The organism is Cellulophaga sp. Hel_I_12, from assembly GCF_000799565.1.
GTDB lineage: Bacteria > Bacteroidota > Bacteroidia > Flavobacteriales > Flavobacteriaceae > Cellulophaga.
Genome location: NZ_JUHB01000001.1, coordinates 2,070,154 through 2,084,867, shown reverse-complemented (window position 1 = coordinate 2,084,867; position 14,714 = coordinate 2,070,154). Strand labels below are relative to the sequence as shown.

6 protein-coding genes are annotated in these 14,714 nt (G+C 36.8%); all 6 read right to left on the bottom strand.

The window, feature by feature from the left end:
* Position 1: 1 nt before the first annotated feature.
* The gene (locus GQ45_RS09225) at positions 2 to 2,065 is read right to left on the bottom strand and encodes a fibronectin type III domain-containing protein (protein WP_156125393.1); all 2,064 of its coding nucleotides are present in this window, start codon (positions 2,063 to 2,065) and stop codon (positions 2 to 4) included.
* A gap of 163 nt (positions 2,066 to 2,228) precedes the next feature.
* Positions 2,229 to 7,289 (bottom strand): hypothetical protein, encoded by a 5,061-nt coding sequence (locus GQ45_RS09220; RefSeq protein ID WP_047417041.1) that lies wholly within the window; start codon positions 7,287 to 7,289, stop codon positions 2,229 to 2,231.
* On the bottom strand, positions 7,286 to 7,681 hold the full coding sequence (locus GQ45_RS09215) for an endonuclease domain-containing protein (protein ID WP_047417040.1): 396 nt from the start codon (positions 7,679 to 7,681) through the stop codon (positions 7,286 to 7,288). Before GQ45_RS09215 ends, GQ45_RS09220 begins: the two co-directional genes overlap by 4 nt.
* A 200-nt stretch (positions 7,682 to 7,881) precedes the next feature.
* Positions 7,882 to 8,478, bottom strand: a complete 597-nt coding sequence (locus tag GQ45_RS09210; protein WP_047417038.1) for a hypothetical protein — start codon at positions 8,476 to 8,478, stop codon at positions 7,882 to 7,884.
* 171 nt (positions 8,479 to 8,649) lie between these two features.
* Entirely contained in the window at positions 8,650 to 9,129 is a 480-nt protein-coding gene (locus GQ45_RS09205; RefSeq protein ID WP_047417037.1) for a hypothetical protein, read from the bottom strand.
* Positions 9,130 to 14,694 (bottom strand): fibronectin type III domain-containing protein, encoded by a 5,565-nt coding sequence (locus GQ45_RS09200; RefSeq protein ID WP_047417035.1) that lies wholly within the window; start codon positions 14,692 to 14,694, stop codon positions 9,130 to 9,132. It abuts the gene before it with no gap.
* Between the last annotated feature and the right edge of the window lie 20 nt (positions 14,695 to 14,714).

Genomic DNA, 14,714 nt, shown 5'->3' with positions numbered 1-14,714 from the left:
CCTAATATTTTAAATTAATCCCCTTTATCCCTGAGATTCTTCCATTGGATAATACTAACTGCAAGCCATACCAATAGTCACTATTGATGTCTAAAGTGGTATCGTTAAAACTAGTGGTATCTCCGTTGAAGGTTTTGTATAATTTCAAGTCGTTGGCAGCGGTGCCCCGATACAAACGATATTCTACAACGCTCACATCTTTTATTTTCCATGATAAATTAATAAAACGCAACTCACGATTTACCGTGCCTGAAAGCTTGATAGCATCTTCATTTATGTTTAATCCGTTCCAGGTAATACTGAGTGGGTCTGTTGGAGTACTTTCTAATCCTACTTTGTCCTTGGCTATCATGGTATAGTCATAATTTCCGGCCGCAATGATACTTTTATCCACGTAGATACTATCTACAATACTTGTAAAAACGCTAATTTCTTCCCATTGTCTATCAGACATAGTATTATTTTTTCTATATAAAATATGTGCTATAACATCTGTACTAGTACTATTGATCCATTGTAGCTCCACACCTTCGCTAGTTACTTTATAATTTTTAAAAAGGGGAGGAGAAGGCGGCGTAACATCAGGTTTATCTACTATTAAAATCTCAGAAAAGTCAGAGCGGTTATACCTATAATCTTCTGCTTTTAGTTTAAAATAAACTTTTTCATTTAGGTTTTTTATAGGGATAGTATCTACAAAAGTTCCCCCTGTAAAGGTGGTTTTTGTGACTTCACTAAATTCTACTTCAGGGTTATTGCTTTTAAATATTCTATAGCCTGCTACATCTTCCTCAGTATTTTTAGTCCAACTTAATTTTAAGATCCCCATGGTGTCTAAAACTGCTTCTAAGCCTGTAGGCGGTGAAGGTGGAATAGAATCTACAGGTTGCACTAAAGTGGCAAAGGATTCACTGGCTACTCCATTTTTACCTAGGGCTACAACGGTAAAATAATTCACGCGTTTTAAATTCTTTATTGTGACTTGTCGTTGTGTTATTGGAATATTATTTTGTACTGTTTCATAAGTGCCTTTATCCGAATTAGCGCGTCGGATTTCAAAGCCATTGATCAAATCATTTCCTTTTTCGTCAAATTCCCAATACAAGATGGCAGAATCGTCTGTTGGGATTTCTTTTTTATAAATGCGCGGTACAAAGCCCAAACTTTTTTCGGCCTTACCACTTAGGGGTGCTGTTGATGGGCCTGTTTCCCCGAAAGCAGTTAAACCTTTAATACGATAATAGAAGTCCGTATTATTGGGGATAGAATCGGTGTAATATAGAGAAATTTCGCTCTGACCATCATTTTCTTGTGCGTTGAATAGGGGTACAGCATTAAGTGGGTCATAGGTTTGATTATCGGAAGAACGTTCTATGGTGTAACTTGTATAAAGCCCTTGAAGTAAATTAAAGTTCCAACTTAATAGTACATTACCATCTCCGAAAACGGCAGCTAGCCCTATTGGTTGTGGTAATTCTTCATATAAATCAGGTCCAGCAAATACGGTACCTGCCGTAATTTCTAAAGTATCCTCCAAAGGAACGGCAACCGAAATTTTATACACATATTGTTCCCCTTTAATGACGTTAATATCTTCAAAAGCCCAAGCAGCTAATTTTGCTGCTTCAAAATTTTGCTCAGCGGCTAAAAGTCCAAATGTAAAGCGTTGCTCTAGTTCATCATTTATAGCATATATTTTCCCTAGAGCATCACTCGGGGCATCGGTTTCAAAGGTATCTCCATATAAAGCTTGGGCTAATACAGCGGCATTTTGATCACGTGTAGCAAGTGCTTCCCAATCTCTCAAAGGCTTTGGTTGTAAGGGGCTTTGTATGAGTTGTTCTTTTTGAATGGGGATGACGGCCTGTCCATTGCGAGAAATAGTACTTTTTTCAATTAAAAACCCGTATTCATTTGCTTTTTTCCATGCCAAGGGCTGATCTACTGCCCAACGTAACAATACCTTATTCGGCAAAGAACGCGCAAGAACTTGAACGGTAGGCCTAGTCTCCTGAGCTTTTAAAAAGCTTGTAAATACTAATAAGATGATGATACTGTATTTCATTATTTTTTTATTTTTTCTTACTTACCGCTTACCGCTTACCGCTTACCGCTTACCGCTTACCGCTTTGCGTTTGTTTCAACATTCAAAACATCCCCCGCCCTGCGGGCAACCCCTTATAAGTGGGAATTGTTTGCGCAATAATTCCCCTTTGGGGGTTAGGGGGCTAATCATTCTTATATTTAAGCTCGTAGCCCTTTTGATATAAATTACCCGGTGTTCTATAGATTAATTGTGCTTTAAAACTACCTAAAGGCAAAGGCGGGAACGAACTCTGTAATAGGTATTTATAGGCTTCATATTTTACAGGATCGCCTTGTGTACTATTGTATCGATTTACAATTCTATTTCTTAAATACACCATATCTGATTTATACTGGTAAGGCATATTATAAACAAAGGGAATCCTATTTTTCACCCAAGGGGAATTTGGATTGTTCTCTAAATTAGCCAAATATTCATTGCCCACGTAAAAAGAACGTATTGGAGGAATACCTAACAATTCTTCCTCTCGGTTAACACGAATATCTCCATCTAAAGGATAATTTTCGTACAGTAAGGGATAAATTATTCGCTTATAATATTGGTCATCTAAAATAGCCTGTGCATACACCAAAGGGATTGATTCGGTATATTTACCACCTAGTACTTCTAGCTTGTCTAGGTATTCATAATCTGCCACTTTTATAGAAAGCGAATGAACATCGGCATATATAAAGTTGGTTAAATTATCAACTACCGATAGGTCACGGATTTTATCCTTAAAAGATTCGTGTTTACTAGTTTTAAAGCTGTACGCTAAAATAGATTTCGGTGCTCCGTTAGCCAGAATCACATTATTTGCTTTCTTGCTGGCAACTACAGCAGACCCAGAGGTATTTACGGTTTCTTTATTTTGTGTATTTGAAGCAACATCGAACCAATTGGTATCGCCACTTTCGGCATCGGTAAATACATCTTCTTTTACAATAGTTACTTCTTGTTGTATTTCAGTACCTGGAGGAAACGCAATTAAATTTAAGGTGTAAGGCACATTTAACATCATATCAGGAACCTCATAAAAAATAGTTGCTTTACTACGATCATAGGATAAATTAGAGCGAATGGCTAGCCCCGTGTTGATATTAGCAAATTCTGCCCGCATTTCATACCCACTTTCAAAGAGATAATGCTGAGGTGTTTTCATTTTTACATAGCCTTTATCAAACTCTTCAGGATAAAAGCTTTGCTGTTCTAAAACAGGATACATGTACACGATATTTTCTAGCGGAATATGATCAGGTGCTTTATCTGTTATAAAAACAACTTCTTTTTTCTCAACAACAGGCTTTCCATTTTCGACCATGGTTTGAAAATTACCACCTATTTTTTCGTCAAAACTAACTTCAACGACAAGTTGTATTTCCTTTTCAGAAGGTAATGTTTCAGCAGGTTTAAAGGTTACCGCATCATTCGTATCATTCCATTCTAATGCTCCCGCTAAGGTTTTTCCTTCCGATGTGGCGGTAAAGTTTTTCAATTGTAATTTGAAAGTACGTTTTCCTTCATCTAATTCTACATCAAAACTTTGGTTCGCGGCATAATTAAATACAGCTTGTGGTGCTGCAAAAACAGAAACATCATCACTTTTATCGGCTGGGGTCACATCAGAAATCATCGGTACACCGACGGCATTATTGATGTTTTCCAATTCACATTCTTCGCCCATTTCTACCTTTAGGCGCATACGTCCAGAAACGAGCCCTCCTAAAATATTGTAATACATGCCCACATAGCCCTGTATGTATAAAGGATTAGGAAATTGACCTCTCAACATTGCAGCCACACCTGCCTCCGCAATTTGAAACTTTCCTTTTATGAATACTAAGTTTACTTGCACGCCAAATTCTCCATAGAGGTAAGCGTAGACTTGCCCCATAGAATACCAACCATCGTTACCAATGGGTCCTGGTCTGCCAACGCACTTCGCATCGGGATAATAGGCATGCATGACGTCAAAACCGGCACCCGCTTCTAATGAAGCATAAAATATAGCGAAGCTGTAATTTTGGCGATAGATAAAATTAAGTCCGAAGGCAAAACCCTTAGCCGCCTGCAACTGGTTTTCTCGCCGATTATTATTGAGCATATCGCTACCTAATATTTTCACTACTTGCGGGTGCGGATCTAATTGTGAAGGTAGTTTGGTGCCTGTCATAAAATATCCACCCACTTCTACTTCGAAAGCTTGGATTGAAAATACCAGTGAAATTCGTTGTTGAGGTGTGCCTATGTAGATGTACCAATCTTCAGGGCTGGTATGCATTTTTGCATAACCTGCTAAATTATTAGCACCGCCACCGCGGATACCTTCTAGGTCAAGATACAACTCGAACTCTCCATCAAAGGTGTTGTTTACAAAATCTTTTTCAATTCCAACATACACCCCAATGCTTCCTTTATCGGCGACATCAGATTGTGGAATGGCCTCTTGAGCAACTTCCATATAATTGCCATCTTTCATTAGTTTAGCAATTTTAGCTTCGTTTTTTTCAATAAAACCTTCTACTTTTTCAAGTGTTTTTTCTAAAGCGCCCATTCCTTCGGTACCACTTGAAAAGCCACTTTCATAATCGCTCATAAAGGTGCCTTGCCCCGTAAATCCAATGCGGTTGAGTCCGCCATGGGTGTTGAATTCCATATCTAAATAGGCTCGACCGTTAAAGGCACTTTTGTTCTGAGCACTTATAGCGACTCCAGCTCTGACCCCCAAACCATAGTCTATATTAGGACGGTATACTGCAGATGAAGGAGAAAAACCATCATTATTTCCTCTAGATTTTTTCATCTTATAAGAAATACCACCTGCAAAAGCAGTGATGAGTAGTTTGTTTTTCTGAGGTGAAGTGTTATCCTCAGTCCATATGTCTATATTCCAATACCTAAAATCTTTATTTCCGAATATTGCTTTTCCTTTGGCTGTAAAATCAAGGTCTTTTATAGTGGCTGTTAAATCACCTCTAAATCCATCACCATACCAACTATGGTCTTCCATGATTTCTAAACTCCCTTTAAGTGCTATACCACTTTTTTTGTAGTCTATTTCAATACCTTCAATTTTTACACTTTTAAATTTCCATTCTTGAATTTTAGCACCCTCGTCAAGTTTTCCGATAATATTCATGCTCGTCGTCGCGTGCGAGCCATCTCCATCAAGGTTTATGCTTAAATCGAATGATAAACCCAGTTCATTAGCCGGAGTTACTAAAGCTAATTTAGATACTGATGCAGGGAAACCCATTAATTTCATATCCCCCGTAAAACCAAATGATTTTGCGCTAATCGGCTTTTTGCCGGGTTCGGTTTCTAAGGCAAGTTCTTCAAAAACAATTCCTGGGAAAGAAAAACCTTTAGTATCGTTTGCTATGTCTTCGGGTGTAGGTGGTTCTTCACCTTCTTTTTGGTTGATTTTACCAACTACAGATAATTGTCCTGTCAAGTGCGCAAACGGGTACACATTACCATCCTTGACATCAATCCCTATTTTTGAATTGCGTTCTAGGAAAATCTCACCTAAAAATACTGGTGCTTGATAATTACTTTTTCTGCCAACTTCTAGTCCCCAACCAGTAGCCGCTATATAGCCTTCATACTCCATAGCCTCCTTTAAGATAGGAACAGCAATTTCACCGGCCATAGCGCCACCTGTAACAGCGTTCATGGCTAAGCTTATGCTCACATCGCTCACTGAAAACGCCCATTTTCCAGCCGTACCATCACCTTTGTTCAATACATTTTCACCATAAAAAGTACCTGAAACGCCCTGGCTGTCTATAATCAAATGTTCTGCGCCAAATTGTACACGACCATCTGAAGTTTTAGTATTTTCAATACCTTTCGGAAGCGTAATACTTATTTCTTTTGCATAAAAGCCGCGCCATAACTTGCGGGTCGCATTATTGTAAAGAGATTTGTACTCTTCGGGAAACTTAATACCAGAAGCATTTTTGGTATCACTTAAATCGAGAACAGCTCTCTGTACATTAAAGCCCCATCCTTTGAGTCCCACTACTTCAAATTTGGGTAAGCTTACTTCCAGTAGAATGTCATTCCATCCATTGGCTTGAACGCTAAAGCTGGTCCCGACATAACATTTGTTATTAACCACTCCTTCTTGATCTTTTAGGTATTTATTCTCAATCTTATCGCCACAGGTGTAATTACCACCACTGGTAATCGGCAGCAATACCTGACGCGAAATACGTAGGTCACCTTCTAAGCCAATACCTTTTAGACCCGCACAGTCGAATTCTATATACGATTGGTCACCAAAAACTCCTGTTTCAAGATTGATACCTCCTTTCAAGGTCAAGAGCCAATTATCGCCTTGCATAGGAATCGCTTGATCGCCTAACAACACCAATTTCATATCGCCCAACAATGCCCCGTCATGGGATAGTTTAATGCCTTCTGCGCCAAAATAAAGTTCTCGTTGTGGCTCTCCATTGGGCCCTTTTTGTGGAATGCTTAGTTTACCCCAGGCTTTAAATTCGGCATATTGAGGGGTGAATTTTACTTCTACAATCGCTAATTCTACGCTATTTTGAGAGGTAGAATCTTTTTTACGCAAGCCTACGGGTAATTCTAGTAGTTCTTTACCTGTGATAATATCCACAAAATTGCCTAATTTTTTTAGTTGGTCAAATGCTTTTTTGGCTTGAGCTACTAAGGTGTCTACTTTCGGGTTTTTGCTGAAATTAGCTGCGATATATTTCTCCGTAAATTCGGGTTTTCTAGTTGCTAAAGGGAAGTTGAAACCTGATTGTCCGGTAGTCAAGTTTTGATTTTCTTGTAGGCTTGGAAAAGTTCTATGCCTCTTTACTGTTTCTAAGGGGGAATTATTTACATCAATAATTGTTTCTTTGAGGCGGTGCGCCGAGCTTGCCGAAGTGGGACTTCCTATAGGCAGGGCTGTACTCGTAGTAGCTGAACTTCTCGAGTACACCTTATTTAATTGCTGTAAATAGGTTAATTGGCTAGTATTTGTTTTTTTAACTTTTACCGAATCGGTTGGTGTTGTAGAAACAGTGTATAACATCCCCCTTAATCCCCATTCTACGCTTCGACTTACTTTGGCTTCGCTTAGCACAGGACGCTCAGCACGAGATGTGTAATGCTTAGCGTGTATTGTTGTGCTAAGCAGAAAGCTCCACAGTAGTGAAATTGTATATATGTATTTTTTAGTCATAATTGTTGGTTATGATTGCTGTTCATTAAGTCTACTATTTTATCTTCTAGAGCTAGTAAAACACTAAATAGTTGTTTGTTTATTTCATTATTCGTGAAGCGTATAAATTGCACGCCTTTTGTTTCTAAAACGTTTTGGCGTTTACAATCATAATCATATTTGTTGTCGTGGCTACTGCCATCTATTTCTATAGTGAGCTGTATTTCATGACAATAAAAATCTACTATAAATTCATTGATGGGTACTTGCCTATGAAATTGTACCCCTAATGCTTTCCCTTTTATTTTTTGCCAAAGTAAAACTTCAGATAAGGTGCTATTAGTACGCAACTGTCTAGCATAGGCTTTTAGCTTAGGGTTATAGGGTATTATGTTGTTGCGTTTTTTTGTCATCGATATTTTTCTACTAACACTTGTCCCCTTGAGGGGACTATAGGGGTGTTGGTGTTATGTTTATTAATTGCTACTCATTTTTACGTACTAGTTGTGTTTAGCATTTTACATCCCCCGCCCTGCGGGCACCCCCTTGTAAGGGGGAATTGTTTTGTTTCTATTTTTTTAGTTTATTTTAGTTTTTCGACTTTGTTTGTACCTTAGTCGTCCTCAAAGTCGGGGGACTTAGCGGAACGGGAGGTTATTTTTTTATACCATTCATTAGGATCTTTGATAATCATATAAAGTGATCCAATGATCATAAATAATCCTATTAAAGTAATTATGAACCCAAGCAAAAAATGGTTGTAATGAAATATTATTGTATGTCCATTAAACTTTAAACCAGTTATCTTTTTTTTATCGTTATTATAAAAGAACTTCAATTCTGGAGATTCTTTTTTTATCCTGTCAAAGGCGTATTTTAAATTCTCGGTATTTAACACCCTTTGTCGCAGTCCAGGCTTGCCATAGTTGTCTAAAAAATCAAGCCAAGCATCATAATCAAGCCTATCATTTACTGTTTTATCAATAGTTTTGATTTCTAAAATAAATTGAGGTTCTGACATTGACGATTCTATTTCTGTTACACTTAAATCATATTTATAATCTTGGAAATAACTTTCATCGGTACTGAAGTAAAGGCTTAAATACATTATCCCAGTCAATAGAGGAATAATCCCCATAAACAAGTAGATAGGAATGCGACCTGCCCAATATTTGGGATATAATGATTTGCTTACTTTTTTTACGTTCATTTAACTACATTATATACTCATACTCTTCTGTAATAAAAGGATATGATATTGGTTTGTCTGCCAAGTTTGGAGACTTTGCAGATAAACATTGGAGGTTAAAACCTCCAATGTTTATATTACTGTTCTTTTAATAAATTCACTTGTTCGTTTTTTGTTTATTTTTTTAATCATTTATATTTTTTCTTCAAACTGATCAAGTATAGTCTTGACATTAATAGGTGTTAGGTTATTTTTAATTTTTTTTTCTATAAATAACAATGCTTTTACCAAATCTATTTCCTTAAAACAGTTTAACTCTAATTGCAAATTGTCTTCATTTTCAAAAACTATATTAGATAAGTTGTAATTGATCTCCTTATCATCAATTGAGAATTTGAAATTTATGTTGTAAATAGCTCTAGGCTGATATTCCTCAACAAAGAAAATTTCCAAACCCTCCTTTTTTAAAACTATACGAGATAACTCCTTAAAACTATGGGTTAATTCAAAATCAAATTTTTTAGCAAAATTTTCAAAATTAGGAATGATCATTTTTTCAAAATCGTGTTGTCTTTTTAAAAAAGACAACTTACTAAGTTCAAAAAACTCATTATTTGACAACCTTTTTTTACTCTTTAAATGATAATATTTTTCTAGTTCTATTTTTTTCACCTATTTAGTTTTTATGGTCCAAAAATCATCTTTAGAAATAAAATGGAAATTCTTGCTTAATTCCAGTATTTCTTTTTCATAAGCCCCTCCTAAAACCTTCAATTCGTCTGTATAGTTTGGATTAGCTACATTTGTTAAGATCACTACATTATATTTAGATGGATCTTTTGCTATATCCTCTATAAGCTGTGCATTATAAGACGTCCACCAAGTATCTTTTACGTATGTGTTTTTAGGCACATTGAGCATATGAATTCTTTGAGTGCTTGGTAATAAATCTTTTGAAAGTTCCCAATATTTTAGATGATTTAAGCCAAGTTCTTTTAAAACCGCTTTTGTTGTTATATATTTATTAGTATTGTTTAAGATTTCATATTTGCCTAAAATAAGAGTTATTTTATCTTTTGGAAACTTAATGCTTTTGCCACTGACTAAAATCTCATCTATTTCATTAAGACCTTTGATTGTTTGCCATTTTGCTAGTAAGTTTTCAAATTCATTTTCCGTGGCGTTTTGAATAAATTTCTGCGAATCATAGACTTCATCAATAGCATACGCTAGGTATTTTTTGTCAATTACATCAATCAACAAAACTTCTCCAGTATTAGGATTGTGTTTAATGTAGTATTTGCCAGTAATATCTCTATAGTGATTAAAACTTTCATCTGCTTTTTTTGCAAAATTTGCCGCCCTAAGATTCTTAACTTGATCATCAACTTTTAATGCAAATTGTCTAAAAAGTCCAGCAGGATCTGGTAGATTTTCTATAATGAGAGCTTTTGAACTTTTTGTAACTTTGCCTAATTTGAAACTTGCGTTTCTCCCTATAAACTTATTTATATTATCTTCTGCCTTTTTCGTTTCTTCAGCCAATTCATTAGCACGTCCTTGCTTAATAAAGTCATTCTCAACATTTTTAAATCCATCGGCAGTTTTATTAGCTAAAACTGGATCAGGAGACAACATTTTTTTTGCATCAAATTCTCCAACTTTATTCACTAAGGCCTTATAAGTAGCTAAAGCTTTTACATGTTCATCTGGGTCGGGTAATTTTTTGGCAGTATCAATAGTCATTACAGTTAACCCTATTGTCCATGTAATTTGAAGTACATCAGCAATTTCATCAGCCTGTTCTTGGTTTATATCAAAAATGGTTTTAGCTGTTTCTGAGGCATGGGATCTAAAATTAGGGCTAGAAAAGTAGGGATCCGTAAATGTTACGAATAAATCTGCATAAGCAGCATACGTTGCTATTGATAATGCACCTTTTGCAGCCAAAATTTCAGCACCAGAGAAATATATAGATGCAGCGGTCAAAGTATTGGTAACAATATTCTGAGTAATGGCACTTTTCTTTTTACCGTTTAAAAAGATTAAGAATGCAGCAGGAACCATAACTTCTTTGCCACAAATAACCACATTTGAATTATCACATGCTCCACTTCCTTTGATAAAAGTGATGTCATTGATTATTTGAATAGAAACTAAATCAAATGGATTTAAATCAATGTCAATTTCATATTCACTGCAAACATATGTGACATATTCTCCTGTCCCTTGAATATTATATTTAATACAACCTTGTTTAAAATTCAGACTTTCACCTGACCCTGGTTTTATTAAAATTTTATTATTATCGTTTACACGATTAAATATCCATAAAAAACTTTCATTTTGAACATCCCAAACAAAGCGTCCTTGAGCTTTTTCCTCAATTACAGAAATACTATTAGCAGCCGATTTGTCTATATTATGTCTTTGTAAGGTTAGATCGGTTAAATAAAGTATTAACTGTGTAAAATTTTCACCTTCAAGAGCATCATCGATCCTTTTGAAAAGAACTTTGTATAAGACTTGGTTATCAATAGAATAGGTTTGATCGACTAATCCATTAATAAATTCGTCACTTTCTTCGAAAGAAATTGAACGAATGATCTTTAACGCCAATGCTTCAACATTATAATCTGAACTGGTCCAGTAGCCGAGCATTGGACCAGTAGCCATCAATCTAAGCATGACCAAGCGCTCAGGAACGGTCAAAAGAGTAAGTTGACTTTCAGAAAGATTATATGCTATTTGTATAATTGCTTTTCTATCTTCTGATGTTTTGACTATTTCTTTCGCAGCATTGAAGTATGCAATGTAAAGCTCGTAGACTTTTTTAAACTTTTTAAAAGCCTCTAAACTTATATCTCCAAATCCATCGTAATAGTCCATTTGTTGCCAACCAAACATATTACTTATGCCTCTTTTTTCTAATTCATCAATGAATGAAGGGTCTGCGTTTGGAGCACATATTAGTTTTGATATTTCAATTATTACACCTTGAATTTTAGGGTCGTTTATTTCTTTATATTTAGCAATAAATTCTTGTCCTTTATCGCAATTTTCACAAGGATATTCGTAAGGCTTTGAAGCGTGTAAAGCATAATTTTCAAATCCTGTAAGTCCCTTTTTATATTTGGTCTCCCAGCGTTTATTACATTCACTACTAGAATCAAAAAGATAAATGATAGCGTTTTCTTTTAGTTGTACCTTTTCAATAGGATAGATAGGTAATGCGGAAGAGTTATCATTTGGATATATTATATATTCGTATTTTCCATCACTTCTAAGTGTAGCCTTATATTGAGTTTTTTCTTTATCTTCAAGTTGAAAACCCCAAACAGTACCGTTAACGTGTTCTGATTTTATAGTTAAAATAGTATGAGATGTGCCTACAGTAAATGGTTCCCAATCTGGTGTAAACCATATTTTTTTTCCTATCTCCCCATCCTCCTCATCTTGAAACACATAAAACTTAAGGGCAGGGTTATGCATTTGAGCCCAATGGGTGTGGGGTAATTTTATACCCTCGCCATAATCCATCAACCAATTAGTGCTGCCTTCTGTTGTGCCGTATTGGGTGAATGGATGTTGTAGGGCAAAAATACCGTGGCCTAATTCGTGAGCGGTTACGCCTTCAAGGCTATTTTTACTTTCTTCGCCGGCATTTAAATCAGCACTAAATACAAAACCAAATTGACGTTGTAAGGGCATAAAACCTGCGATAGGTTTTGTAGTTTCAAAAGATTTAGGGAATACAAATACATAGTACTTGCTTTTGTCATAGTCTATTTGTGATTTTAAATGCGTTATGACCTCCTTTTGTTCAGCGTTGTAGGCGGTTAGCCATGGGCTATCGCCAATTTCTAGGCGCTTATCCAGGCCTAGGGTACTATCATCTAACTCGGCGGCTGCCGTTTCGATAGTTAAACTAACAATCCCTTTTTTAAAAATATTCTCTATGGTTGTACTATTGGGTAGCGGCGCGCCATCTACCGAAACGAGTACCACATTTACTGTTCTATCCGTTAAATGCCAAAGGGTAAATGCACCAGCGGTGAGTTGTTGGGTGCTGTCTTGTTTGGAGTTGACTACGGCATAAATAGTTTCACTTTCTAAGGTGTAATAGCCTTTTATGCTGAGGTCAATCGTATTAGTACGTTCATTTATTTTTGCAGGGATCAACTCACCCGCTTTGGTTTTAAATTTTAGGTCAGCTAAACGGTAAGCCGAATTGGCCACTAGGTCTACTTTAGCCGTGACGCTAATCGAATTTCCTTTTTCTACGGCTATATGTGCTAAAGTATATTCCTTGCCTGTAACATCAGGGATGGTGGTGTATTCTTTTTTTAATTGGTCATTAGCAGTTGAAGGTATTTTATCAAAGCCATAGGTACCTTGATCTTCAAAACGTACTTGAATGCCTTCTGCGGTTAGGGCTTCTAGTTCTCCTTGCTTTGAAACACCGGTAATATTTCCTGTAGTTACCGAGCCACTAGGGTCTATTTGTCCGCCTTTCGTAACATTTCCACCGGCGTCTACATGGTATACATTACCTGCAGCATCAACAATAACTTTGTCATCACCAAGCGGACTCGTTTCTGTAGCTCCGTTGGCGGGATTGGTAATAACTAATATACCATCTTTAATTTCAATGTCCTTCTCAGGATCGAGCACCCAATTAATACGAATTTCATCGAGATCGTTATTTCCTTCGAAGAGTTCTCCAACGGCTTCGCCAATATTCCCAACCGTTTCAATGGCCTCATCTAGATCTAAAATATTGCTTAAGTTTTCATCATAATAGGTAACCACCGTACCTTCGGCGAGTTGTTTGTCGGTATTAATTAGTACATTGGTAAATTGTACACTGACGCGAATGCTATTTAAGTACGGGATGGTTACATAACCTGTACCTGTAAACCTGCCGTTACTACCACTTGTGCTCAGTACTTTTACTGGAAAATCGCCTGCCTTAAACGTATCCCCTTTAGTCAGACTTGCTAATTTCTCTGTATTGCTTAAACTAAAATCGGGCGTAATACCACACTCGTATACACTAGCCTCATTATCGGCAATATGGGTGGTAAACTGCTTTGCGATACTCCAATCGCTTTTGGTCACCGCACATTTTTTCTGAATTTGATATTCATACCTAGTGCCTGCCGCTAAACCCCAAAGTGAGGTGGTATTTGAAGTGGTTTTATTATAAAACCACTCTTGCTCTCCACCTTCGGGAGAGTTGGAGGGAGCCTTCCGGTATCTAATGGTGTATTCTGGAACGTCATTAGAGAAATCTTCCCAAAAGATATTGGCAATGGTACTGCCTTTTACTTGGTGGTTGATACCTTCTGGTAAATCGCAAGCCGTGGCATAGCTGAACGAATATATTTCGCTATAGCCTTCATTTTTAAAGAGGCCTATTTCTTCGGTACCTTGTTTCGCTTTGGCCTGAATACGCCAGGCGTAATTTTTTCCAGATAGTAATAGCGGGTCACTAGGTCCGTAAACGTAGGTCGTGGCATTGGTGGTGGTTTGGTAAATAGGAGGTGAACTTAAAAAAGCAGCCTGTGGGTCTATTTGAGTATCCCAGATTTCAACAAGACTGAGCTCATATTCCACATTGCTAACATTAATGCTTCGTGGGGTCCACTGAAAAACAATATACTGTGGGTTTATTTCTGCAACATTCGATCTATTACGTGGAGTGACTAAAAAAGGCGGTTCGTTTTTAAAAATTACCGTCGTAACACAGGTTTTACTCGATAGTCGGTTGCCGGTAGCGACATCAAAAACCTCAAAGCAAAATTGGTAGGTACCTTCGGGAATAGCATTGCCATATACATTTGGCGAAATACCTGCGATGTTTTCAAATCTAAAATAAGGGGCTAATTCGGTATTCGTTAAGATTAAGGGTACGCCCGCTTCTAAAAATAATGGTGTGGCTCCCGTCACTAAATCGGTACTCTGAAAATTAAGTCCACTGCCCTGAAAATACGTTTTTAGTCGTACTGCTCTACTTTGAATATTAAAGTCGTTGAGTATTAATTGTACCCGTAGCGGACTGTTAATGGTACTTGCATCAGCATAGTTCGATAGGTATATAGGTGGTGGTGGCGTTACTTGCGGAATTATTTGAACAGGGAAAATGCCCCCCTGTCCCCAAAGGGGGAGTGCTAAAACTAGTAAGCCTAAAAGGCTTATCTTTTTTAGAATTCTAATAAGTAGTTTTATCTTCAAAATAATCTTTTTTTTTGCTT